This is a genomic window from Ruegeria sp. CF8, assembly GCF_056537285.1.
The window spans coordinates 70,399-93,445 of the sequence record NZ_JBQFRG010000010.1 but is presented as its reverse complement, the minus strand read 5'-3'; the positions used below and the strand labels follow the sequence as shown (position 1 = coordinate 93,445).

General features: G+C 56.5%; 32 protein-coding genes. 13 read left to right on the top strand and 19 right to left on the bottom strand.

Going from position 1 to position 23,047, the window contains the following annotated elements; translation table 11 throughout:
* Positions 1-10: 10 nt before the first annotated feature.
* Together ubiG and ACR0EV_RS19715 are read left to right on the top strand one after the other, a co-directional pair.
* Positions 11-757, top strand: coding sequence for a bifunctional 2-polyprenyl-6-hydroxyphenol methylase/3-demethylubiquinol 3-O-methyltransferase UbiG (ubiG, locus tag ACR0EV_RS19720; protein ID WP_480801668.1), 747 nt, complete (start codon positions 11-13; stop codon positions 755-757).
* Positions 758-767: 10 nt separating this feature from the next.
* Positions 768-1,358 (top strand): hypothetical protein, encoded by a 591-nt coding sequence (locus ACR0EV_RS19715; protein WP_480801667.1) that lies wholly within the window; start codon positions 768-770, stop codon positions 1,356-1,358.
* Positions 1,359-1,458: 100 nt separating this feature from the next.
* On the opposite strand, the gene ACR0EV_RS19710 is transcribed toward ACR0EV_RS19715, so the two are convergent.
* Genes ACR0EV_RS19710 through ACR0EV_RS19695 form a run of 4 tightly spaced genes read right to left on the bottom strand, consistent with a single transcriptional unit; the run spans position 1,459 to position 3,786 of the window.
* Positions 1,459-1,899, bottom strand: coding sequence for a MarR family winged helix-turn-helix transcriptional regulator (locus ACR0EV_RS19710; protein ID WP_480732813.1), 441 nt, complete (start codon positions 1,897-1,899; stop codon positions 1,459-1,461).
* A gap of 14 nt (positions 1,900-1,913) precedes the next feature.
* Complete coding sequence (locus ACR0EV_RS19705; protein ID WP_480801666.1) at positions 1,914-2,744, bottom strand: carbon-nitrogen hydrolase family protein; 831 nt, start codon at positions 2,742-2,744, stop codon at positions 1,914-1,916.
* Positions 2,744-3,001, bottom strand: a complete 258-nt coding sequence (gene grxC, locus ACR0EV_RS19700; protein ID WP_050605571.1) for a glutaredoxin 3 — start codon at positions 2,999-3,001, stop codon at positions 2,744-2,746. The genes ACR0EV_RS19705 and grxC overlap by 1 nt, the downstream gene beginning before the upstream one ends.
* Positions 3,002-3,039: 38 nt before the next feature.
* Positions 3,040-3,786, bottom strand: coding sequence for a ComF family protein (locus tag ACR0EV_RS19695; RefSeq protein WP_480801665.1), 747 nt, complete (start codon positions 3,784-3,786; stop codon positions 3,040-3,042).
* Here ACR0EV_RS19695 and ACR0EV_RS19690 point away from each other — a divergent pair.
* Both ACR0EV_RS19690 and hemH read left to right on the top strand, forming a co-directional pair.
* Positions 3,785-4,615, top strand: a complete 831-nt coding sequence (locus tag ACR0EV_RS19690) for a class I SAM-dependent methyltransferase (protein ID WP_480801664.1) — start codon at positions 3,785-3,787, stop codon at positions 4,613-4,615. The two genes, ACR0EV_RS19695 and ACR0EV_RS19690, sit on opposite strands and share 2 nt — an antisense overlap.
* Positions 4,616-4,672: 57 nt before the next feature.
* Positions 4,673-5,722 (top strand): ferrochelatase, encoded by a 1,050-nt coding sequence (gene hemH / locus ACR0EV_RS19685; protein WP_480801663.1) that lies wholly within the window; start codon positions 4,673-4,675, stop codon positions 5,720-5,722.
* 112 nt (positions 5,723-5,834) lie between these two features.
* On the opposite strand, the gene ACR0EV_RS19680 is transcribed toward hemH, so the two are convergent.
* Both ACR0EV_RS19680 and ACR0EV_RS19675 read right to left on the bottom strand, forming a co-directional pair.
* A complete protein-coding gene (locus ACR0EV_RS19680; protein ID WP_170433947.1) occupies positions 5,835-6,017 on the bottom strand; it encodes a hypothetical protein in 183 nt (60 codons plus the stop codon).
* Positions 6,018-6,156: 139 nt separating this feature from the next.
* Positions 6,157-6,756, bottom strand: coding sequence for a L,D-transpeptidase (locus ACR0EV_RS19675; RefSeq protein WP_480801662.1), 600 nt, complete (start codon positions 6,754-6,756; stop codon positions 6,157-6,159).
* A 170-nt stretch (positions 6,757-6,926) separates the two neighbouring features.
* Between ACR0EV_RS19675 and dalA the strand changes: the two genes are divergently transcribed.
* On the top strand, positions 6,927-7,442 hold the full coding sequence (dalA, locus tag ACR0EV_RS19670; RefSeq protein ID WP_480801661.1) for a divisome-associated lipoprotein DalA: 516 nt from the start codon (positions 6,927-6,929) through the stop codon (positions 7,440-7,442).
* Between the two features lie 53 nt (positions 7,443-7,495).
* Here dalA and ACR0EV_RS19665 read toward each other — a convergent pair whose 3' ends face one another.
* The 7 genes from ACR0EV_RS19665 to ACR0EV_RS19635 form a co-directional block, all read right to left on the bottom strand.
* Positions 7,496-7,960, bottom strand: coding sequence for a PTS sugar transporter subunit IIA (locus tag ACR0EV_RS19665; RefSeq protein ID WP_480801743.1), 465 nt, complete (start codon positions 7,958-7,960; stop codon positions 7,496-7,498).
* A 58-nt stretch (positions 7,961-8,018) separates the two neighbouring features.
* Positions 8,019-8,582: a ribosome hibernation-promoting factor, HPF/YfiA family gene (hpf, locus tag ACR0EV_RS19660; RefSeq protein ID WP_050605577.1), complete on the bottom strand. Its 564-nt coding sequence runs from the start codon at positions 8,580-8,582 to the stop codon at positions 8,019-8,021.
* A 252-nt stretch (positions 8,583-8,834) separates the two neighbouring features.
* A complete protein-coding gene (gene lptB / locus ACR0EV_RS19655) occupies positions 8,835-9,593 on the bottom strand; it encodes an LPS export ABC transporter ATP-binding protein (RefSeq protein WP_480801660.1) in 759 nt (252 codons plus the stop codon).
* Positions 9,593-10,078: an LptA/OstA family protein gene (locus ACR0EV_RS19650; protein WP_480801659.1), complete on the bottom strand. Its 486-nt coding sequence runs from the start codon at positions 10,076-10,078 to the stop codon at positions 9,593-9,595. Before ACR0EV_RS19650 ends, lptB begins: the two co-directional genes overlap by 1 nt.
* 3 nt (positions 10,079-10,081) lie before the next feature.
* On the bottom strand, positions 10,082-10,681 hold the full coding sequence (gene lptC, locus ACR0EV_RS19645) for an LPS export ABC transporter periplasmic protein LptC (protein ID WP_480801658.1): 600 nt from the start codon (positions 10,679-10,681) through the stop codon (positions 10,082-10,084).
* Positions 10,682-10,692: 11 nt separating this feature from the next.
* Positions 10,693-11,655, bottom strand: a complete 963-nt coding sequence (locus tag ACR0EV_RS19640; protein WP_480801657.1) for a KpsF/GutQ family sugar-phosphate isomerase — start codon at positions 11,653-11,655, stop codon at positions 10,693-10,695.
* Entirely contained in the window at positions 11,652-12,266 is a 615-nt protein-coding gene (locus tag ACR0EV_RS19635) for a ribonuclease D (RefSeq protein WP_480801656.1), read from the bottom strand. The genes ACR0EV_RS19640 and ACR0EV_RS19635 overlap by 4 nt, the downstream gene beginning before the upstream one ends.
* A gap of 133 nt (positions 12,267-12,399) precedes the next feature.
* On the opposite strand from ACR0EV_RS19635, the gene ACR0EV_RS19630 reads away from it, so the two are divergent.
* The 8 genes from ACR0EV_RS19630 to ACR0EV_RS19595 all read left to right on the top strand — a co-directional run bounded on the left by ACR0EV_RS19630 (position 12,400) and on the right by ACR0EV_RS19595 (position 19,564).
* The gene (locus ACR0EV_RS19630) at positions 12,400-12,657 is read left to right on the top strand and encodes a metal-sensing transcriptional repressor (protein ID WP_480801655.1); all 258 of its coding nucleotides are present in this window, start codon (positions 12,400-12,402) and stop codon (positions 12,655-12,657) included.
* A gap of 3 nt (positions 12,658-12,660) precedes the next feature.
* Positions 12,661-13,980, top strand: coding sequence for an MFS transporter (locus ACR0EV_RS19625; RefSeq protein WP_480801654.1), 1,320 nt, complete (start codon positions 12,661-12,663; stop codon positions 13,978-13,980).
* Between the two features lie 54 nt (positions 13,981-14,034).
* Complete coding sequence (locus tag ACR0EV_RS19620) at positions 14,035-14,463, top strand: Lrp/AsnC family transcriptional regulator (protein ID WP_171096551.1); 429 nt, start codon at positions 14,035-14,037, stop codon at positions 14,461-14,463.
* A 73-nt stretch (positions 14,464-14,536) separates the two neighbouring features.
* Complete coding sequence (locus ACR0EV_RS19615; RefSeq protein WP_480801653.1) at positions 14,537-15,235, top strand: transglycosylase SLT domain-containing protein; 699 nt, start codon at positions 14,537-14,539, stop codon at positions 15,233-15,235.
* Between the two features lie 9 nt (positions 15,236-15,244).
* Entirely contained in the window at positions 15,245-17,332 is a 2,088-nt protein-coding gene (flhA, locus tag ACR0EV_RS19610) for a flagellar biosynthesis protein FlhA (RefSeq protein ID WP_480801652.1), read from the top strand.
* Positions 17,329-18,102: a flagellar biosynthetic protein FliR gene (locus ACR0EV_RS19605; RefSeq protein ID WP_480801651.1), complete on the top strand. Its 774-nt coding sequence runs from the start codon at positions 17,329-17,331 to the stop codon at positions 18,100-18,102. Before flhA ends, ACR0EV_RS19605 begins: the two co-directional genes overlap by 4 nt.
* A complete protein-coding gene (locus ACR0EV_RS19600) occupies positions 18,099-19,187 on the top strand; it encodes an EscU/YscU/HrcU family type III secretion system export apparatus switch protein (RefSeq protein ID WP_480801650.1) in 1,089 nt (362 codons plus the stop codon). Before ACR0EV_RS19605 ends, ACR0EV_RS19600 begins: the two co-directional genes overlap by 4 nt.
* Before the next feature lie 29 nt (positions 19,188-19,216).
* A complete protein-coding gene (locus ACR0EV_RS19595) occupies positions 19,217-19,564 on the top strand; it encodes a hypothetical protein (protein ID WP_480801649.1) in 348 nt (115 codons plus the stop codon).
* 17 nt (positions 19,565-19,581) lie between these two features.
* On the opposite strand, the gene ACR0EV_RS19590 is transcribed toward ACR0EV_RS19595, so the two are convergent.
* The 6 genes from ACR0EV_RS19590 to ACR0EV_RS19565 are packed head-to-tail and all read right to left on the bottom strand — an operon-like array spanning position 19,582 to position 23,043.
* Positions 19,582-20,082 carry a flagellar basal body-associated protein FliL gene (locus ACR0EV_RS19590; RefSeq protein WP_480801648.1) on the bottom strand — a complete coding sequence of 167 codons (501 nt, stop codon included), beginning with the start codon at positions 20,080-20,082 and terminating at the stop codon, positions 19,582-19,584.
* A gap of 24 nt (positions 20,083-20,106) precedes the next feature.
* Positions 20,107-20,838 (bottom strand): flagellar basal body L-ring protein FlgH, encoded by a 732-nt coding sequence (gene flgH, locus ACR0EV_RS19585; protein ID WP_480801647.1) that lies wholly within the window; start codon positions 20,836-20,838, stop codon positions 20,107-20,109.
* Positions 20,838-21,254, bottom strand: coding sequence for a flagellar basal body P-ring formation chaperone FlgA (gene flgA, locus ACR0EV_RS19580; protein WP_480801646.1), 417 nt, complete (start codon positions 21,252-21,254; stop codon positions 20,838-20,840). The genes flgH and flgA overlap by 1 nt, the downstream gene beginning before the upstream one ends.
* Positions 21,254-22,039 carry a flagellar basal-body rod protein FlgG gene (gene flgG, locus ACR0EV_RS19575; RefSeq protein ID WP_480801645.1) on the bottom strand — a complete coding sequence of 262 codons (786 nt, stop codon included), beginning with the start codon at positions 22,037-22,039 and terminating at the stop codon, positions 21,254-21,256. The genes flgA and flgG overlap by 1 nt, the downstream gene beginning before the upstream one ends.
* A 21-nt stretch (positions 22,040-22,060) precedes the next feature.
* Complete coding sequence (locus ACR0EV_RS19570; protein WP_475191727.1) at positions 22,061-22,771, bottom strand: flagellar hook-basal body complex protein; 711 nt, start codon at positions 22,769-22,771, stop codon at positions 22,061-22,063.
* Complete coding sequence (locus ACR0EV_RS19565; RefSeq protein ID WP_171621143.1) at positions 22,771-23,043, bottom strand: flagellar biosynthetic protein FliQ; 273 nt, start codon at positions 23,041-23,043, stop codon at positions 22,771-22,773. The genes ACR0EV_RS19570 and ACR0EV_RS19565 overlap by 1 nt, the downstream gene beginning before the upstream one ends.
* Positions 23,044-23,047: the final 4 nt, after the last annotated feature.

The window sequence follows — 23,047 nt, the reverse complement described above, 5'->3', positions numbered from 1 at the left end:
GGAGACAGGAATGCAAGCGCATCCGAACACGGTGGACCCTTCCGAGATCGCAAAATTCGAGGCGATGGCGGCAGAATGGTGGGATCCTCATGGGAAATTCAAACCTCTGCACATGCTGAATCCGTGCCGTCTGGACTATATCACACAGCAGATCGCAGGTGAGTTTGACCGTGATCTGACCGCGCCGAACCCGTTCGAGGGCCTGCGCCTGCTGGATATCGGCTGCGGTGGCGGGTTGCTGAGCGAACCCATGGCCCGTCTTGGTGCCACTGTCGTGGGCGCCGACGCCGCCGAACGCAATCTGCCTGTGGCCCGCATCCATGCGGAACAATCAGGGCTTGAGATTGACTATCGCCACACCACGGCCGAGGACATGGCCGCCGCTGGCGAGCAGTTCGACGTGGTTCTGAACATGGAAGTTGTCGAGCATGTCGCTGACCCGCAAAGCTACCTGACCGCCACGCAACACTTGCTGAAACCCAGCGGGCTGCAGATTTGTTCCACCATCAACCGAAATCCGAAATCCTATGCGATGGCTATCTTCGGGGCCGAGGTGGTCATGCGCTGGCTGCCGCGTGGTACGCATGAATGGAACAAGTTCATCACACCTGATGAACTCTTCGACCTGCTGCGCCAGGCTGGGCTTGAACCAGTGGATCGCAAGGGGTTTGTGTTCAACCCCATTCTATGGAGCTGGTCGATCTCGGACCGGGATCTGAGCGTGAACTATGTGACGGCGAGTGTGAAGCCGAAGTGAGGCAGGTTTTTTGAATCGACTTTTAAGTTGCGCGCCATGGCGCGCGGTATTTTGTGGTGCGGCAATTTCCACTTCTACCCTGTTCAATAGCTTGCATGTCGCAGCACAAGAAGCAGGAAACGCACCGGGAAGGTTCGTGTACGAGCATGACGGTGTTCCGCTGTATGGCTATGTAAGCGATCCAAAAGTTTCAGAGTCGGTTCAGGAAATTGCAGATCAATACCTGTCCTCGAACTTGAATCAGTATGATCTAGTAAGGGCGGTTTCTTTTATTGTTTTTATTGACCCCGAAATAGTTTCGGAACGCAAATTTGTGAAACCAGTCGATTTAGAACTGACGGAGGAGATGACAGAACCATTTGCCAAACACGAACTCTCTAACGAAGCATGCAATGTAGGAAGAATATTCTCCACGAATGAAGAAGAAAAAGGAGAGTATTTGGTGTGGCTTATCCATGGTGGGCAATTTGAGGGCAAAGAAGGAATTGAATCTTGCCTTCTTTTCGCGGCGGCGGCTTCGGCCGGAATTTGGTTGGGTGATTTTCCAGCTTTGGATCCCCGTGATTTAAGGCAACTTCTGGATAGAATGCACTTGGAATGAAGCGGCCGTTTAGACCGCATTACATTGCATGAGCATCAAGTCTGCCAGCGCCCGACCAAACCAGTCCTAGATCCACCTTGGGACAACGGTTCGCTGATCCCTACTCCCCCTCCAACTGCAACCGTAAATCTCTCAACACCGGAAGCGTGCTGCGGACGCGCTCCAGCCCAAGCTCTCCGACCACGCGGTTGATCAGGGGGGCAATCGAAGAAATCGCCTGATCGCGCGCGCGCCGACCAGCGGGGCTGATCGCCACCATCTTGCGGCGGGCATCGTCCCAGTCGGGGCGGATGTGGATGTATCCGGCCCATTCCAGCTTGGCCAAAGTGTTGGTCATGGCTCCGCGTGTGACATGGAAGGTGCTGGCCAGTTGCGCCGGGGTGCGCTCGTCGCCGACATAGACCAGATGGTTCAACACCGAGAAATGCGAGATTTCCATGCCCTTGGGCAGCACACGGCTCAGCCGGTTGCGCAACAATTGGTCTGCAGTCAGAATCTCGCTGAACAGCGTGACCGCCAGGGCATTTTTTTCGTCCGTCATAGCTCGGTTCTGGATCAGGGGCCGTCGAAAGGCCGCACATGCGTCAATGAGGGCACGCGGCGGCGCGCCTCTGTCACAGAACTATCATCCAAATCAAAAAAGTGAATGCCCGGATCGGTACCTGCGTCGATCAGCACCTCTCCCCACGGGGCGACTACCATGCTGTGGCCGTGCGTGTAGCGGGTTTTTCCGCGCGTCTTGGGATGTTCCCCGGTCTGCGCCGGAGCCAGCACCCAGCAGCCGGTCTCGATCGCGCGGGCGCGCAACAGCGATTCCCAATGCGCGGCACCTGTGACGGGTGAAAACGCCGCCGGAACGGTCAGGATGCGTGCCCCCGCCTGCGCCAGAGCAGTGTGCAAAAGGGGGAAGCGGATATCGTAGCAGATGGTCAGCCCCACCTTGCCAAAATCGGTCTCGGCCACAACCGCGCGGTCGCCGGGCCGGTAATTGGCCGATTCGCGGAAGGTCTCGGTTTCCGTGACCTGCACGTCGAACATGTGGATTTTGTCATACCGCGCCACGATCTGACCCTGCGGGTCGATCATGAAGCACCGGTTGGCAAAGCGGCCATCCGCGTCATGGGTTTTGATCCCCAGCGAACCGATCAAAAGCCACACATCCAGTCTGACGGCCTCTTCTCGCAAGCCCGCCAGGGTGATGTCGTCTTCTTCATGCTGCAGAACCTCGCGCTGGCGCGTGGTGCTGGTCGAAACGCAGTTCGTAACCTCGGGCGTCAGAATGAACCGCGCGCCTTGCCCGGCCGCCTGGGCCATCATGGAGCGCACCAAATCCAGATTTTCGGCCGGATCGTCCGACGAGGTGATCTGCAGCAGCGCGGTCTTCATCAGGCCGCCAGCAGCCGGTCGAGCTTGCCCTGACGTTCCAGTTCATACAGATCGTCACAACCACCCACATGCTGTGTGCCGATAAAGATTTGCGGTACAGTGCGCTTGCCACCGGCCCGCTGGATCATCTCGGGTTTGCGTTTGGGGTGCATCAGCACGTCGACTTCCTTGAACTCGACGCCCTTCTGTTTCAGCAGACGTTTGGCCGCATGGCAAAAACCGCATAGCGGCGAGGTGTAGATTTCTACCGGCTTCATTTTCCGTTCCCTTTGGGTTTCGCGCAATCTTGGGCGAATTAGGCATCCTTGGCAACGCGCGCCAGTGCCAACACGAAAATATGATTTGCCCCTGCGGCCTGACACACACGGGTGCAGGCAGCCAGAGTCGCGCCAGAGGTCATCACATCGTCCACCAGCAACACGTCGCGGCCTTTCAGATGCCGTTCCCTGCGCGGGTGGACGCGAATCGCATCTTTCAGGACCTCGGCCCGTTCTTGCGCCGTTTTGCCATCCAGAACCGGTGTTCGTCTGCTTCGCACCAAAAGGTCCGGCACACAGTCCAGCCCACTTTCCTGAGCCAGATGCTGCGCCAACAGAGCCGACTGATTGTAGCGCCGTTTGAGCAGACGAGACCAATGCAACGGCACCGGGGCGATCACCATTTCCGGTCGTAGCAGTTCACGCCCTGCCTGCGCCATCCATCGTGCTGCGGGCCGAGCCAATTCAGGCCGGTCACCATGTTTCAAAGCAAGGATCAGCGCACGCGCCTTGCCATCATACAACAACGCTGATCGGCCTGCATTCCACGGCGGTGGGGCGTTCAGGCAGTCGTCGCACTCGATCCGATACCCATCCTGCGCGCCCATCAGCGGCACCCCGCAGCTTTCGCAAACGGTGCCGCCAATAAAAGGCGTTTCGCGCCAGCAGGATCCGCACAACCCAAAATCTGACTCGGTCAGCGCGCCGCATCCCATGCAACGCGGCGGGTAAATCAGTGCAAGTGCGGTTTGAATCCGCTGCGCGATGCGATACTTGCGAGCCATGAAACTGCCTGAGCCCAACACACCCTCTCTGTTTGATCGCAAAACCATCCTGCGCCACCGCGCCCGTGTGCTGGATGACGCCTTCTTCCTGCATCGCGCTGCAATTGACGAGGTGCAGGATCGGCTCTCTATGGTTAACAAAGCCTTTACAGTGCCTGCGATCGTGAGCCCGTTTGCACAGCTTTGGGACGGTGTTCTTTCGGATGCTGTCTTGGTCCAGGATGACGACGTACTGGCGCTTCAGCCCGGCGCCCATGATCTGGTCATCCACGCGATGGCCCTGCACTGCGCCAATGACCCCATTGGGCAACTGATCCAATGCCATAGGGCGCTGCAACCCGATGGGCTTTTGCTGGTCGTGTGTTTGGGCGGGGAAACTTTGCAGGAACTGCGCGCCGCTTTGGGACAGGCTGAGATCGAAATCACGGGCGGCCTGAGCCCCCGCATCGCACCGATGGCGGAACTTCGAGACATGGGTGGATTGTTGCAACGGGCCGGTCTGGCTTTGCCTGTAGCGGATTCGGTGCCGCTGACGGCGGAATACCGCGACATTTGGCATCTGATGCGCGATCTGCGTCATATGGGTGAAACCAACGCCTTGTCTGCACGGCTAAAGCGTCCGACCAGACGGGCCGTATTCGAGACCGCACAGCGTATATATGCGGATCACTTTTCGACCGCTTCAGGCCGCTTGGCCGCCACGTTCGAACTGATTTGCCTGACCGGATGGTCACCGCATGATAGTCAACCCAAACCGCTGCGCCCGGGATCTGCCCAAGCCCGTCTGGCCGACGCCTTGCGCACCACCGAGGGCAAACTGCCTGATTGACGTGCGGATAAATCCCCTTATCTCAGGCCGGACCACAAGAAATTCAGGAAGTCCCATATGTTCGACGCTATCCGCCCCGCACACGCTCCTACGGATCATCCCAAGATCAGGATGGGTCGCGTCGGCATTTTGCTGGCCAATCTGGGCACGCCGGACGATTACACTTATTGGCCCATGCGGCGGTATCTGAATGAGTTTCTGTCAGATCAGCGGGTCATCGATTACCCGAAATGGAAATGGCAGCCGATTCTTCAGGCTATTATCCTAAGCAAACGGCCATTCAGCTCGGGTGAGGCTTATAAGTCGATCTGGAATCACGACAAAGGCGAAAGCCCGCTGATGACGATTACCAAGGATCAAACGGCAAAACTGCGTGCGGCAATGCACGACCGCTACGGCGATCAGGTGATGGTCGATTTCTGTATGCGGTACGGAAATCCCTCAACCAAATCCAAAGTACGTGAGTTGGTGGCGGCAGGATGTGATCGCATTCTGTTCTTCCCGCTTTATCCGCAATATGCAGGCGCAACGACGGCCACAGCCAATGACCAGTTTTTCCGCGCGTTGATGGAGGAGCCCTGGCAACCTGCATCCCGCACTGTACCCGCCTATTTCGACCAACCAAGTTACATTGACGCGCTGGCACAATCTGTTGAGCGCGCCTATGCGGAAATGGAGACAAAACCGGACATTCTGGTCTGTTCGTACCACGGAATGCCGGATCGCTATCTTCAGCAAGGGGATCCCTATCATTGCCAATGTGCCAAGACGTCCCGGCTGCTGAAAGAACGGTTGGGGTGGTCGGACGATCAGCTTGTGTCGACATTTCAATCGCGATTCGGCCCGGAAGAGTGGCTGAAGCCTTACACGGTGGATCACGTGGCGGACCTGGCAAAGCAAGGCAAGAAGAACATCGCCGTCATCGCCCCTGCTTTCTCGGCCGACTGCATCGAAACGCTGGAAGAGATCAACGAAGAGATCAAGGAAAGCTTTGAAGAAGCGGGCGGTGAAACCTTCACCTATATCCCTTGTCTGAACGACGACGACGCGCATATCGCGGCGCTGGGAAAAATCGTCGAGGACAATCTGCGCGGCTGGCTGGACTAACGCTGGCCGACGCCAAGCACGGCGCAATCGTTTCAACTGGCCGGTTTTAACTTTCTGAAACAAAAAAGGCGGTGGATTGCTCCACCGCCTTTTTCATGAATTCCGTGTCGGCTTAGCTTGCAGCAACAGCAGCAGCAACAACAACCAGCAGGATCAGCGGCAGCAGGATGCCCTGCGAAGTGCCCTGAGTTTCTTCAACAACAACCGGTGCTTCAACAACCGGCTCTTCCAGGTTGCCTGCGTATGCGGTCGAAGCTGCGGCTGTCAGAGCTGCGGCGAGAACGAGTTTTTTCATATTAACCTCCAGAATTTGCACGGTTCCAATGCCCGGAACCGCGCACCTAAGACTTACCTCGTGTTTTTTTCTAATCAGCATTGGCGCTGGATTGCAATTGCAACTTGAGCGCTAAGCGGGTTCGCGCAGGAAAATGTCGTCAAATTAGCAACACTTGCGTGCCGACCTTCGTCATAGAAAAGAGTTCAGCAATATCGTCGTTGAAGAGCCCGATACAGCCATTAGACGAGCGACGCCCAATTTTGCGCGTATCGTGGGTGCCGTGGATACGGTAATACTTCCAACCCAGATATAAAGCGTGCGTTCCCAAAGGGTTATCTGGCCCCGGCGGGATATAGTCCGGCCATTCGGGGTTTCGTTTCTTCATCGACGGTGTTGGCGACCAGCTGGGGCCTTCAACTTTGCGGATGACGCTGGTGCGTCCGCGGCGGGTCATCTCTTCGGTCAAAGGCACAGATGAGGGGTAGAGTTTGTATGTTGATTGATCATCTGACCAATAATGCAGCGCGCGCGACACCGTATCGACCAAAATGGCGCCGTTTCTTGTGTTCGAGAAATACGGCTGCCAGTCCAAGGCTCGGAATCCGGACACATTTCGGCGCACGGGCGGTTCGGGCTCGGGCGCAGGGCGCAACGGGTCGCCTGGAATGTACTGGGCCAGTGCAGGTGACGCCAGCGAGGCGGATACACCGGTCAGAAACACCCGGCGAGTGGGCGACAGAATACGCTTTTTAACCATGACTATCGGGTCCTGTGTTCTAGTAAGCTCTGAAATCTGACCTATTCTATTGCGAGAATGCTTCAGTCGCAAACCAAACCGGCAGAATCACGCAAGCCGGAACGATTGTACGTTTGCTCCGCGCACTCAGGCGCGTTATGCCGTGTTGAAACACAATAATCAGGTCGATCATGACGCGTATCGTTTCTTTACTGTTGATTTGCTTTGTCGCGCTGGCGGCATGTACAAGCACCCAGCCCACCAGTCTTGGTGCGGATGGCCGCCCATTGCCCACAGTCTACAAAATCCGTGGCAACCCGGAAAAACTTCAATTCCGGATGCTGGACTCGGTCAACGCGCTGCGTCAGGCCCAAGGCCTTCAGGCAGTGCAATTGAACTCACAACTGAACGCTGCAGCAGCAACGCATTCCAAGGATATGGCGCGCCAGAACCGCCCCTGGCACTTTGGGTCAGACGGTTCATCCCCGATCGATCGTGCCGCACGCGTCGGGTATTTCGGCACGTTTCTGGGTGAAGCGATATCCGAAACTTACGAGACTGAGACCGAGACACTGGCCGCCTGGATGCAGGAGCCTGGACCCCGCGCTGTCATTATGGACCCGAAGGCAACCCAGATGGGATTCGCCTGGCACCAGGAAGGCGGTGGCAAAATCTGGTGGACACTGGAAATGGGAACTGGCGGCTGATCCAGATCAGACTGAAAACAAAAAAGTCCCCTGTTTTCGGGGACTTTTCTTTTTTATGCAGCTTGCATGGACTGGGCTTCGGTCAAGATCGCATAAAGCTTGACCGGATCAGGGTTCGCCCGAAGTTTGTTACAGACCGAAGTATCGCGCAGCGTACGCGACACCAAAGCCAACGCTTTCAGATGATCCACGCCAGCCTCTTCCGGCGCAAACAGCGCAAAGGCTATATCCACGGGCTGACGATCAACCGAACCGAAATCGATGGGTTTTTCCAGCATGACAAAAGCGCCTGCAACCGCTTCCAGTTCGGACAACCGCGCGTGCGGCAGGGCAACACCATGTCCAACGCCAGTCGGACCAAGGCTTTCACGCTCAAGCAGAGAGTCGACCACCATCTGGGCGTCCAGACCCATGGTAGCGGCCGCAACTTCGCCGATCTCTTGAAACAGCCGCTTCTTGCTGGAAACAGCAGAAAGTACACGCACTGCCTCGGGCTTCAAAATGCTCGAAAGCTCCATGATCACGCTCCATGGCACGGCACCCGCATAAGCGGGTGCGGCCCCGTTGTCTTGCCTGTTACGGATCGATCCAGCCGATGTTCCCGTCATCGCGACGGTAAACAACGTTCAATCCATCCTTGTTCTCATTCCGGAACACCAGCACCGGAGCGCCAGCAAGTTCCATTTGCATCACGGCTTCCCCAACGCTCAGAGACGGAATTTTCGTCTCCATCTCAGCCACAATCATGGGCTGCAGCGATTCGGGCTCGTCCGCCGTGTCCGATTCGTCAGAGGCGAGGATATAAGAGGACGCACCAAAGAGTTCAACCGGCTCTGCGCGGTCCTTGTGGTGGTCCTTCAGACGGCGCTTGTAGCGGCGCAATTGGGTTTCCATCTTGTCGCAGCATGCCTCAAACGCTGCGTAAATCTCGGTAGCGTGCGCCTTGGCTTGGGCAGTCAGGCCCGTGGACAGGTGCACCGTTGTTTCGCATACATATTCATGCGCTGAACGGGAAAAGACGACGTTGGCATCTGTCGGCCGCTGAGCATATTTGCCCACAACCTCGCCCAGCTCGGTTTGCACGTGTGTCTGCAAGGCCGCGCCGATGTCGATCTGTTTTCCGCTGATTTGGTAACGCATGTGATCTCCTTCACAATTCACACCCATTCTGACGTCACGGTACGCGACGAACTTGTTTTTATCGGGTGGGGGGTCGCGGCATTTTCTGCGGTTGCCTTAAAACCTGCCCTTCAATGAAGGGACATCGAGATCCAGACTGGAACCGAGTAAATGCCATGGTCCAATTGAGGCAAGAGACGAAGGAAGAGTCAATCAAAACAGGCGTGTATATACGCGATTTCCGTCATGCATCTGATGCAAACCGGCACAAGCCTATGAAATACGGAAGTTTTCGCCCAGATAGACCCGACGCACGTTCTCGTTTTCCACCACTTCATCAGGGGTGCCGGACATCAGCACTTGGCCGTCATGCAGGATGTAAGCACGATCTACAATTTCCAGCGTTTCCCGGACGTTGTGATCCGTGATCAACACACCGATTCCCCTTTTTTTGAGGTCGGCCACCAGATGCCGAATATCCCCGACACTAATTGGATCAACACCTGCAAAAGGTTCGTCCAACAGCAGATATTTCGGATCGGCGGCCAAACAGCGCGCGATCTCGACACGGCGGCGTTCTCCACCAGACAGGGCCAAGGCGGGCGCACGGCGCAAGTGTTCGATGGAAAAATCCGACAACAGTTCTTCCAGACGTTCTTTACGCCTGTGTGCGTGTGGAACCGTGATGTCCAAAACAGCAGCAATGTTGTCTTCGACACTCATTCCGCGGAAAATCGACATTTCCTGAGGCAAATAGCCGATCCCCAACCGCGCACGCCGATACATCGGCAGCGTTGTGACGTTCTGACCATCAATTGTCACTTTACCTGCTTCGGGAAACACAAGCCCAGCCACGGAATAGAATGTTGTGGTTTTGCCCGACCCGTTCGGCCCCAAAAGCGCTACGACCTCAGACCGGTCCAGCGTCATGGAAACATCGCGGATTACCGTCTTTTTCCGGTAAGATTTCCGCAGCTTCTCGATGCGCAGGCCTGAACTGCCTTCGGCCAATGTCAGGCTGGGGCGCGCCATCAGTTGTTTCCCTGCTGCAAGATCGTTTTGACCCGCCCGGTCATGGTCGCTGTGCCTGTTGTCAGGTTGGCGTTCATCTGGTCGCCACTGATGACGCTGGGTCCCTGAGTCAGAAGGACATTGCCTTTCATTACAATCACACCGGAATCGATTGTGTACTCGGCCCAATCGCCTTCGGCCGCATCGGGTGGGCTGACCAGAACCACGTTTTCGGTCGCTTCCATCCGTTCAATGGCCGAACGTTCCTGATTATAGATCACCAGAACACGTTCCGCCGTAAGCCGCATTTCGCCTTGCACAACGATGACATTCCCAATGAACTCGGCAGATCCATCTTCCTGATTGACGTTCAGTGTCTCCGAAGTCACCTCAACCGGCAGGCTTGGGTCGGCATTTGCAGAACCAAAGGCCACCTGCGCCTCTTGCGCGGTCGCGGTACCCGCGATCAAAGCGAGGCACAAAGGAACAAATCGAAAATCGAACACAGGTTATCTTTCTGCTTTTTCAGGCTCGTATATCAGCTTCACACCATCTGTAAAAACAATATGGACCGGGCCGTCCTTTTTTTCCGTCCCAAAGGTCATTCGTCCGGCGGAAAAGTTGCCGATCGGCCCGGTTCCATTCACCTGCCCCGGAGTGTCGCCACGGATTTCATCCAAAGACGTGTTGAGAAGATCGGTTGTGACCTGAAGCCCGTCAGCGGTGGTGATCACCACGTCGCCGACAAAAGTGGCTGTGCCTTCATCAGGGCGGATCAAACCCGAGTTGGAATCCAGCATTATCGTTCCACCGCTCAGCAGGCCAAAGCGGCCGCGGAACTCCGATGCTGTCGGAGTCGCGTTCTCGTTGCCCTGGGTCGCTTGCGTCGCCTCGATATGCACGTCCTCACCCTTGCGCGTGGTCCCCTGGTAGTTTGGCTGAGTTACAATTTGCTGCGCCAACCGCTCATCGATGTCATTTTGCGCGAAAGGCACAGATACATTTGTTTCGATACTGCGGGATAGCAAGAAGACAGTGGAAAGCATGACAATCGCCGCGAGCGGCAACAGCACCTTCAGGAACTGCACCATGCGGGAATATCTGTCCACGTCGCTCTCCCTCAGCCCAAGCCGACGCGCAGGCAGTCGTGGATGTGCAACAAGCCCTGCGCCTGTCCGTCAGCGTCAGGGTCGACTACGAACAAAGATGTTATCTTGCGCTCATTCATGATCGCAACGGCTTCTTCCGCCAGCGCATTTGGCGCAATCGTCATCGGATCGCGGGTCATGACCTCTTGGGTGCTCTTGTCCAGCAACCCGTCCATATTGCGGCGCAAGTCGCCATCCGTAACAATGCCCAGTAAGCGGCCTGCGTCATCGGTGACGCCAACAACACCAAAGCTTTTTTGGCTCATGACCAACAGAGCCTCGCTCATCCGAGTATCAAGCGTGACCACGGGCATATCCACGTGCATCAGATCGCGCACCTTGCTGAGCTGCGCGCCAAGCTTGCCCCCTGGATGAAAGTCACGGAAATTCTCGGGTTTGAAATCCCGGTACTTCATCAAAGCAATCGCCAGCGCATCGCCCATTGCTAAAGTCAATGTTGTCGAGATCGAGGGCACCATTCCAAAACCGCATGCCTCGCCTACAGACGGGATCAGAAGATGCACGTCCGCCTGTTTCATCAGCGTGCTTTCAGGCTTGCTGGACAGGCCGATCAGCAGAATTCCGAACCGTCGGGTAAAGGCCAGCAGATTGGCCAATTCCGGCGCCTCGCCCGAATTGGAAATCGCCAATACCACGTCGCCCTTAGAGACCATGCCCAGATCACCATGGCTGGCCTCGGCCGGGTGTACAAAATAGGCCGGCGTGCCAGTGCTGGCCAAAGTGGCGGCTATCTTGTGACCGATGTGACCAGATTTACCGATCCCGCTTACGATGATGCGACCCTTCGCCTGCAAGATCGTTTGCACGGCTTCTACAAAATGCTCGTCCAGACTTTCGGCCAACACGTCCAGCGCGCGGGCTTCATCTGTGACGACCTGACGGGCGGTTTTCAGAAAGGACTCGTTTTCAGTCATGAGTGTGCAAAAATATCCGTTTCGGGCCAGCCTGCGAGATCCAGTTTCGCACGCATCGGAAGGAAATCAAAACAGGCTTGCGCCATTTCGGTCCGATCTTCGCGTGCAAGGCGCTTGTTCAATTCATCCCGCAGACGGTGCAGGTACAAAACATCCGAGGCCGCATAATCCAGTTGAGCATCACTCAGGGTCTCGGCTCCCCAATCGCTCATCTGCTGTTGTTTCGAAATGTCGACACCGATCAGTTCCTGGCACAAGTTCTTCAAGCCGTGGCGGTCAGTATATGTGCGCACCAGACGGCTGGCGATCTTGGTGCAGTAAACCGGAGCGGCCAACGCGCCAAAGGTGTGGTACATGGCGGCGATGTCAAACCGCCCAAAATGGAACAGCTTAAGCACGTCGGGGTTTTTCAGCATGGCGCACAAGTTTGGCGCTTTGGTTTGGCCTTTTTCAACCTGAACGATATGGCTGTTTCCATCACCACCTGACATCTGGATCACGCACAGGCGGTCGCGATGTGGGTTCAACCCCATGGTTTCACAGTCTATGGCCACAATGGGGCCCAGATCCAGCCCGTCCGGCAGATCGTTTTTGTACAAATGGTTCGCCACGCGATTAATCCTCTGAGCGCTATTGTCCCCGAGATAGGCGGTTTAGCCCCTAAACTCAACGCCGTCCAAAAGTCGCGGGCTGTTCAGCACCAATCACTTGATCTTATCCCTATGGGGAGGATAAGGATAAACCATGTCTAATCATACACATGAGTCGCATCCACAAATCACGGCCCGTCTAAAGCGTGCCCACGGGCATCTGGCCAAAGTCATTGCCATGCTGGAAAGCCAGGCCCCCTGTTCGGACGTTGCCCAACAATTGTTCGCCGTGGAAAAAGCCGTCACCAATGCCAAGCGCGCGTTGATTCACGACCACATCGATCATTGTCTGTCCGGCGGTGACGCCGGCAGCGGGATCGAAGATTTCAAAGCGATTACAAAATACCTTTAAGCCATGCTGAGCATTCTGAAAAACCGCACCTACCGCCACCTGTTCGCCGCTCAGATCGTCGCGTTGACGGGCACCGGGTTGGCGACAGTTGCCCTTGGTCTGCTGGCGTTCAATCTGGCGGGGGATGCTGCGGGTCTGGTCCTGGGCACTGCGCTCACGATCAAGATGGTTGCCTATGTCACTGTTGCACCGCTGGCGGCCGCCTTTGCCGAGCGCCTGGATCGCCGCAAGATGCTGGTCGTTTTGGACCTGATCCGCGCGGCAGTTGCACTTTGCCTGCCCTTCGTGACGGAAATCTGGCAGATCTACGTGTTGATCTTTGTGCTGCAATCGGCATCGGCCGGGTTCACACCTGCCTTTCAGGCAACGATTCCTGATGTGTTACCTGATGAGGCGGAATACACACGGGCCCTGTCCCTGTCGCGCCTGGCGTACGACATGGAAAGCCTGCTGAGCCCGATGTTTGCCGCAGCCCTGCTGCTGCTGGTGAGCTTCAACAGCTTGTTCTGGGGGACGGCATTGGGCTTTGTCGCTTCAGCATTGCTGGTGGTCTCGGTCGTCCTCCCGTCGCCCAAACCCACCAAACCCCGCGGAATCTATGACCGCACCACACGCGGTATTCGAATCTATTTGAAAACACCCCGGTTGCGCGGGTTGCTCGCACTCAGCTGGAGCGCGGCTGCGCTGAGCTCGATGGTGATCGTCAACACCGTCGTTATCGTGCGCGCCAATCTGGGACTGTCGGAAAGCGCAGTGGCCATCGCGTTGGCCGGATTCGGAGGCGGTTCGATGTTGGCGGCCTTTACCCTACCCCGCCTTTTGGATCGGATCGAGGATCGTCGGGTTATGATCTCGGGGGCCGTTTTTGCCACAGGGTCCATGGCTGTGGCCGCAATTCTGGCAGCAACTGTTCCCTTGTCACTTGGCCTGCTGACCTTGTTGTGGGCGTTTACCGGTTTTGGATATTCCACCACTCTGACACCCTCGGGTCGCTTGTTGACCCGGTCAGCCCATCCCGAAGACCGCCCTGCCGTTTTTGCAGCTCAGTTTACTCTGTCGCATGGCTGTTGGCTGGTGCTTTACCCGCTTGCAGGGTGGCTGATGACTGCATTCGGACCAACAGTAGCGCTCAGCAGCATGGCAACGCTGTCTGTGGCCGGTGTGGTTGGCGCGCTCAGCATATGGCCACGCCTTGATCAGGAAGTGATTGAACACGATCACCCTGATCTGCCGGCCGATCACCCGCATCTGACCGGATCAGGCCCGCACGCACACCCAATCATCATCGACGACCTTCATCCGAACGTGCCGCACAGATCTTGAGCAGCTGCCCCGATCTGCCCTAAACCGGGATCGCACCCATCAGCCGGAGCCCCAATGGACCAGCTAGACCGCCGAATTATCGCCGCCCTGCAAGCCAATGCCCGGGCCTCGACCACGCAGATTGCGGCTACTCTGGGTGTGGCCCGTACGACGGTTCACGAACGGATCAACCGGATGGAGCAACGCGGCGTGATCACGGGGTATTCCGTGCGCCTTGGGTCAACGGAAGATACTCCCAAAGTGCAGGTCATCGTCATGCTTGAGGTGCAGCAGAAAGAGACGACCCGTATCATCAAGCGGCTCGAAGCTTACCCCGAGGTCAAATTGTGCCTATCCATCAATGGTGAATTTGATCTGATGCTTTCGGCTGAGGCTCCACGGCTTGAAGATCTGGACATTCTGGTCGATGATCTGGCCAAAATTCCTGGCGTCCTGCGCACCAATACCAGCGTTGTCTTCGGGCGCAGGATTGACCGAAATTGAAGCGACGATAACTCTCTGTAAACCGATCATTGGCTAACTTGGCCGGGACAGATCAGAATCCCGGACCGGCAGAATGCCAATTCAAAAGATCCCGTTTTGTTTTATGTTCTTGCTCGTGGCTGCGGTCCAGGCAGGCTTTGCCATGCCCAATGCGCGCACATGGGATCTGTGCGATCAGGCCGCGCGGCGTGCGGCGCTGTCCGAAGGGGTGCCGTTGGACGTTCTGCGCGCGATCTCACGTGTTGAAACGGGTCGTACATTGGACGGGCAGTTTCTGCCCTGGCCGTGGACCATCAACGTTGAAGGTAAAGGGTATTGGTTCCCCTCTGAAAGCGAGGCCAAAACCTATGTGTTCAAGATTTTCAAAGCAGGCGCGCGCAGCTTTGATGTGGGCTGTTTCCAGATTAACTACCGCTGGCATGGCAAGGGTTTTCGCTCACTCGACGCGATGTTCGACCCTGTTGAGAACGCAACATACGCCGCCCGCTTTCTGAAAGACCTTTATGCTGAGCTGGGCTCGTGGCCCGCCGCCGCCGGAGCCTATCATTCCCGAACGGAGTCGCTGGCCAAAGCCTATACAGAGCGTTTCCAGACCGTGCTGCACCAGTTCGGCGGCACAACTAAGCCTAGGGTCGCGTCGATACCAAGTGATCCGTTCACGAGGGCCGGAACCCCTTTGATCTCCTCGCAATCACCCACGCATGAAACCGGTGCGCTAGGGTCCTTGGTTCCTGCCGCAGGCAGCGCCACCGCGTTCATCGCCTTCAACTAGGAGTTCCGCGTGCCCAAAATCGACGCCCGGTCCCTTTTTTCGCCCACGGTTCTTCTGGCAGTGGCTTTGATGACAGTCATCGTGATGATGATCCTGCCGATGCCAGCCTGGGTGCTGGATGTGGGGCTGGCCGCCTCTTTTGCTTTGGCCATCCTGATTTTTACTCTGACCTTGTTCATTGAACGCCCGCTGGATTTCTCGTCCTTCCCGACGATCCTGCTGGCCTCCCTGATGCTGCGGCTTTCGTTGAATGTGTCCTCGACGAAATTGATCATCGGACAAGGGCACACTGGCCCTAATGCAGCAGGCGATGTCATCGAAGGGTTTGCCAATTTCGTCATGGGCGGCAGTATTTTTCTGGGACTTGTGGTGTTTGGCGTCTTGCTGATCGTGAACTTCATGGTCATCACCAAAGGTGCCGCCCGCATGGCAGAAGTGGGTGCACGTTTTGCACTGGACGGAATGCCGGGCAAGCAACTCGCCATTGACAGCGATATGTCTGCAGGGGCCATCGACCACCAGCAAGCCAAAGAGCGGCGCGAACGCGAACAGCAGGAAACGACCTTTTTTGGCTCGCTCGATGGGGCGTCAAAATTTGTGAAAGGCGACGCTATCGCCGGTCTTCTGATCACCTTGCTGAACCTTGTTATGGGTCTGATCATGGGCGTGATCGTGCACGGCATGCCCGTCGCGTCCGCTTTCGAGACTTACGCGATTCTGACCGTTGGCGACGGGTTGGTGTCTCAAATCCCGGCCGTGATCATCTCTATCGCTTCGGCGTTGTTGCTGGCGCGCGGCGGTACGCAAGGGGCCACAGACACCGCCATCTTTTCGCAATTAGGCCGCCACCCTGCGGCTCTGTCCACGGTGGCGGTTTTGATGGTCCTGTTTGCGCTGGTGCCCGGACTGCCATTTCTGCCCTTTATTCTTGGTGCAGGTGTTTTGGGATATGCAGCTTTTACCGTTCACCGCAAACGGCAAGAGGAAGAGACCTCGACACAGCTGCCTTCGACCGCCACGGAAACTCCGGTATCTCAAGCCATCGGGGATATTCTTGATCTGGATGACGTGCATCTTGAATTTGCCCCTGATCTGGTCAGCATGGTATTGAACCCCGGCACCGGTCTGGACGCCCGGATCGCCAATATGCGTACCTACGTGGCGTCGACCTTTGGCCTGATCCTGCCAGAAATTCGCCTGACAGACCGCGCCGATCTACCGACTGGGGCCTATGTGATCAAAGTTCAGGGCGTCGAGCAGGCGCGCGGCGTTCTCAATCCCGATCTGGTTTTGGCCCTTGTGCAGGACGAGTTCGATTTGCTGCCCGAAGGCAACGACGTGACCGAGCCCGTTTACGGGGCGCCAGCCCGATGGATTTTGCCTAAACATCAAGAAGATGCAGCGCTGAGCGGCGCAACCATTGTCTCTCCTCCGGAAATTTTGGCCACCCATCTGCTTGAGATTATCAAACAGAATTTCTCGCGTCTTCTTACATTGAAATCCCTGCGTCGCCTGTTGTCTGAAATGACCCGCCTCAGCGACCCTGTCCGCGCCGAAGCCAACCGCAAACTGCTGGACGAGTTGATCCCAGACAAGGTGCCAATCGACACCCTGCACGCGGTTCTGCGCCTGCTTCTGGATGAACGTGTTTCGATCCGAAACATGGCCCTGATCCTGGAAAGCGTGGCCGAAGCACGGCTGACCACCACGCAACCGGAGGGCATCTGTGAACTGGTGCGCCAGCGCTTGGGCTTCCAACTGGTCGCTGACATGAAACGCGAGGACGGCTCGATCCCGCTGATCCAATTGGCGCCCGAATGGGAAGACACGTTTGCCACATACCAGATCGACGCCCCCACCGCCGGATTGGATGTGGCGCTGCCGCCCAACCTGTTCAACAAACTGGCCGACGGCGTGGTGAACAGCGTCGCAAAGTCAGCGGATAGCGGCCTGTTTCCGGCTGTTGTAACCTCGACCCGGCGGCGGCGATTGCTGCGCACGATCATGTATGCACGTGGTATCGCCAACCCGGTTCTCTCGTTTGAAGAAATCGGTCTGGAAGCTAAGCCAGCGCTGGTTGGAACCGTTCCGGCGTGATTGCGCTGCCACCAGAGTTGCTGTCACAGCTCTCCGACGCCCTCTGGCAAAGTTTTGTCGTGTTTCTGCGTGTATCCGCCCTTGTTTCATTGTTGCCCGCCTTTGGCGAACGCAGCATTCCCATCGGGCTCAAGCTGGGTATTTCCGTTGCCTTTACTCTGATCATCCTGCCTGCAACTCCACCCATTGGTTTTGAACCCTGCCTGTGGACCATGGTTCGCTTGGTGGCCACTGAAACTCTGATTGGTCTTGCTCTTGGAATCGGGTTGCGTCTGTTTGTTCTGGCACTGCAAACGGCGGGATCCATCGCGGCGCAGTCCACATCCCTTTCACAGCTTCTTGGCGGCGCTGCCGCCGACCCGGTTCCCGCCATGGGGTATCTTTTGACTCTCGCAGGGCTGACCCTTGCTGTGATCATGGGTTTGCATGTGCGAGCCGCGCAATTTTTGATCCAAAGCTACACCCTGTTTCCAGCAGGTTTGCTTCCCGGTTCCGCAGATATGTCACGCTGGGGCGTTCAACAGGTTACACATAGTTTTGGCCTGGCCTTTGCGCTGGCCACACCTTTCGTCATTGCTTCGTTGATCTACAACCTTGCGCTGGGCGTCATCAATCGGGCCATGCCTCAATTGATGGTTGCCTTCGTTGGCGCACCCGCGATCACCTTTGCTGGCCTGTTCCTTTTGTTTGCGGGAACACCGCTGATCCTTTCTGTATGGTCTGACGCGTTACTGGCATTCTTTGTGAACCCGGTCGGGGCGCGACCATGAACGCGGGCGATGACGACAGCGACAAGTCGTATGAACCGACACCGCAGAAGCTGCAAAAGGCGCGCGAAAAAGGTGAGGTTCCAAAATCAAATGACCTGTCCGTCGTGGCCGCGTACACCGGATTGTTGATCGCGCTCATGATGGCTGGAACATACACGGTCGAACACATGGGCACCGTTTTCATGGTGTTGATCGACCAATCCGACGACATTTCACAGATGCTGACTGACGGCCCGGCAAACGCTCCGATTGCGGGGATCTTACAAGGTGCTCTGCTGCCTGTGGCTTTACTGTTCTGCCTGCCCGCCGCTGCGGTATTGCTGAACCTGATCGCCCAGCGCGCCCTGATCTTTGCACCCAGCAAACTAAAGCCAAAGCTTTCGCGCATCTCGCTTATATCGAACGCCAAAAACAAATTTGGTCGCGGTGGACTGTTTGAATTTGCCAAAAGTGCGGTCAAGCTGGTGATCTACAGTACCTGCCTTACCCTGTTTCTTAAGGCCAATCTGACCGAGATCCTTTCGGCCAGTGCAGCCCCGGCCAAGTCATCCATTCTTTTGATGATGAATCTTTTGTTTCGCTTTCTGTTCATTGTGATCGCGATCGCTCTGGCCATCGGCGTTGTTGATTTCCTATGGCAATACGCCGAGCACATGCGCAAGAACCGGATGTCGCGAAAAGAAATTCAAGACGAAACCAAGGACGCCGAAGGTGATCCCCACGTCAAACAGCAACGCCGCCAACGTGCGCAAGAGATAGCCACCAACCAGATGATGGCAGATGTACCAGGTGCAGATGTTGTGATCGTCAACCCAACGCATTTTGCCGTTGCGTTGAAATGGTCCAGAACCGTGGGCAGCGCGCCTGTGTGCGTCGCCAAGGGCGTGGACGAGGTGGCCGCAGTCATTCGCTCTGTCGCAGCCGAAGCAGGAGTTCCTGTCCACTCGGACCCACCAACAGCGCGCGCGCTGCACGCAACCGTCGAAATCGGTCAGGAAATCCCCGAAGAACACTACCGGCCGGTCGCGGCTGCGATCCGGTTTGCTGAAACGATGCGAAAGCGCGCCAGTGAGCAGATCAGATGAAAAGTAATCAAATTCTGCTACTGGAAAAGGTGACCGACGCCGCGTTTCAAAAGCAGTTTCAACAGCTGCGTCCAATTCTGGAGGCCGAAGCCAGGATTCAGCAGCAGTTGATGAAACTGGATATGCAGCAGAGCCAGGTTCGAATAGAAAGCCGCCAAACCGAAGGCTACCAGATTTCAGGAACCGATATTCTGTGGAACGGCTGGGAATCCATTACGCGGCGGCAGCTCAATTTGCAACTCGCCCAAATTCGCGCGCAGAAACTTGCAGGATTAGAAACGCTCCGCTTAGCTTTTGGGCGTAAGCAAGCTGTCGAAACTCTGACCAAGCAGGCGCAGCAGAAGCACCGTCGCCATGTGGCCCGAAAGCAGGCCTAATAACCGACCAATCACGCTCAGATATCCTGACGGTTTACACTCTGGATCAGCACTTTCTTGACGTCATCGCCCAGATCTTTGCGCGCCGCCTCCAACAAGGATTTACGCAGGATATCCAGATTGCCGGATTCCGTGAAAACCCCGTCGAAACCACCCGTATTTGCGTGGTCAAACAAAACCTGAAGAAAAGCGTCACGCAATTTCGGCTCAATCGCGTAGAACCTGTCGGTAATGGCTGGATCAGCCTCCAGGCTAAGCGTCATTGTGACCATGGCGTCTATCGCGTCGTCTTTCACAACGGGGACGACAAACTGCTTGGTCAGCTTCAGAAACCCATAGTCGCCGTCTTTTTCTTTTGCTTCCGATGACTTGGGCTTGTCTGGTTTTTTGCTATCGGCATTTTCCTCATAAGCATCGACCTTTTCGTCTGCACTGTCCCCAGACTTTTGTGCAGGTGCCAGAAACAGACCTGCGCCGACACCTGCCCCTAACCCCACGACAAGAAATATTACGGGCATCAGCTTTGCAATCACACCTTCACCTCAGAATGGAAGAAGAGAATCAAGAATTTGCTGGCCGTAACGGGGTTGCTGAACATCCGTAATCTGCCCCCGACCGCCATAGGACACCCGCGCCGACGCGATCTTGTCATAGGTGATTTCGTTCTGACGCGAGATATCTTGTGGGCGAACATAGCCGGCCACCAAAAGCTCGCGCAGTTCGAAATTAACGCGCAGTTCCTGCGAGCCCGATATGGCCAGTACGCCATTCGGCAACACATCCAGCACCGTGGCAGCCACGCGCAGTGTCAGCTTTTCGTTCCGCCGGACGGATCCCCGCCCGGAACTTGAAGAGTCCGACTCGATTGCGACGGCGTCGTCCAAGGACGCGCCTTCCGGCAAATTCTTTTGTACGCGTTGCGGCAGGCCAAAGAAGCTACCAACCCCCAGCTCTTCCGACCCGGATCTGGAGCGACGCGTGTCATTGGATATCTCGGCCTCTTCATCCAGCTCGATCACAACGGTCAGGATATCCCCTTTCTTGATCGCCCGCTGATCACCCAACAAAGATTGTTGACCACCACTCCAAAGTGAGGATCGGTCCACGTTACGCTGAGGTTGCGTGTGCAACGGCAGGCCCGGCCACAGCATGGCCACCTGTTCCGGCGAGTCTTCATTTGGTGTGAAACTCGGTGGTTTGCCCAAGTGATCCAACCGCCCGCACGCAGACAAGGCAAACGCCGTCAGAAGAATAGTTTTCGGAAGTCTGTACATCACTGCACCTCGATTTGACCATCCGGACGGATTCGTCCTGTTACCGTTGTTCTGGACGAAAGGTTCATCACCCGAATGCGATCGCCGACTGCGCCGCGCCCCAAGGCCCGGCCCTCTGTTGTGATTGACAAGGGTTGGCTGTTGAACACCAGAACAACAAGGTCGTTGCGATCCACTACAGCGGGCGGACCAACATCCACGCTTCTAATGGGTCTGCCGGGGTAAAGAGCCACCCGTGCTTCCTGCCCGATCAAGACGTTGGGATCCGTCACTGCGCCGGGGATTTCTGCGGATTTCTTTTCCAGATCCGCAGCGGCGATGATCTCTTTTGCCCTTATCGTTCGGGTTGAGACCACGATGTCAGAATGCGCAGCAAATGGGATCAGCGTCACCAGGCCCAGAAAGAGAACTCGCATCAGCGCACCTGTGTTGTTGCGCTCATCATCTGATCGACAGCCGAAATGACTTTGGCGTTCATTTCATAACCGCGCTGCGCCTCGATCAGTTCTGTCACCTCGCGCACTGCATCGACCGAGCTGTCTTCCAGGTAGCCCTGCCGTATGGTCCCCAGTCCATCTTCGCCTGGCGTGCCCAAAACGGGCGAACCTGAGGCCTCGGTTTCTTTGAACAAATTGCTTCCGATTGCCTCAAGCCCCTTGGCGTTCGAGAAGCTGGCAAGCGTGAACTCTCCCAGCAGCTGACCTTCCGGAGCGTCGTCGAAATAGGCGTAAACTTCACCGCCTGCGTTGATCGAAATCGACCGCGCGTCGTCGGGAACTGTGATTTCTGGCGATACCGCAAATCCATCAGAGGTGACAATCAGACCTTCGGCCGAACGTTTCAGGCTGCCATCGCGTGTATAGGCTGTCTGGCCGCTTGGAAGCGTCACCTCAAAATATCCGCGACCTTCGATCGCAACATCCAGATCACTGCCTGTGGCCGACAAAGCGCCCTGTTCCAGCTGCACCGTTACAGCGGCGGGTCGCACACCCAGACCCAGCTGAATCCCAGTGGGCAGAACCGTGCCGTCCGACGCATTGACTGCCCCGGCGCGTGCCATCTGTTGATAGTGTAAATCTGCAAACTCGGCCCGCCGGGCATTGTAGCCGGTGGTGTTCATATTCGCCAGGTTGTTCGAGATCGTCTCAACCCGCATCTGTTGCGCACTCATTCCGGTGGCGGCAATTTTAAGGGCTCGCATTTCACACTCTCCTTGTTCTGATCAACGCATCAGGGCGTCCAGCGCCCCACGCACCCGCTTGTCTTCACTTTCCAGAAAACTCTGCCCCAATTCGTAGGCCCGCTGGATCTCAACCAGACGGGTCACCTGCTCGATGGCATTGACGTTGGAGCCTTCTAAAAAACGGTGAAGAACAACCGGCTCGTCGACCGGGTCTATGGCCTCTTCCGTACGGAAACGGGTGTTACCTTCGCGGACGAGGGTCTTGGGGTCACCGACGTTAAAAACGCCTAACTGACCCAACAATTGCCCGTCGACACTCAAGGTTCCGTCACTCCCGACATCAATTGTGGCTGCATCGGGCGGGATAAAAACCGGGGCACCGTTGGCGTCCATCACGCGTGCGCCATCCATGGCAACCAAATCCCCTTCCGCATTGGGTGAGAAACTGCCGGCGCGCGTCAGCCGATTTCCATCCGGCGTTTCGAGCATGAAAAAGCCATCACCTTCGATGGCAAAATCAAACTGGCCGCCGGTTTCCGTCAGCACGCCTTGCCGCAAGGACGTGTTGCGTGCTTCGGCCCGGCTCATGGACAGCGAAGGGCTTTTCGGCATGTCCTGAATGAACTCGGAAAACACCAGTCCTTGCTGGCGATAGCCCGTTGTGTTGGCGTTGGCGATGTTGTTCGCTACCAGGCGCATTTCGCTCATCAAACCGGACTGGCGGGACAGGGTGACATAGGCAGTGTCCATCAGCGACCTCCTGCAATCAAAGGGACAAGTGTTCCGGTAAAAAACGTGACAAGGGTCTGTGTCATGAACCCCATCGAGATCCAGAACACGACAACGATGGCGATCAGCTTGGGAACAAAGGTCAGTGTCATTTCCTGAATCGACGTCAGTGCCTGAAACAGCCCGACGATCAGACCCGAGACCAAGGCAACCGCCAAGATCGGGACCGACGTGATCACGGCGACCCAAAGAGCCTGACGTACGATGTCATAGAAAAGACCTTCGCTCAGCATCTCG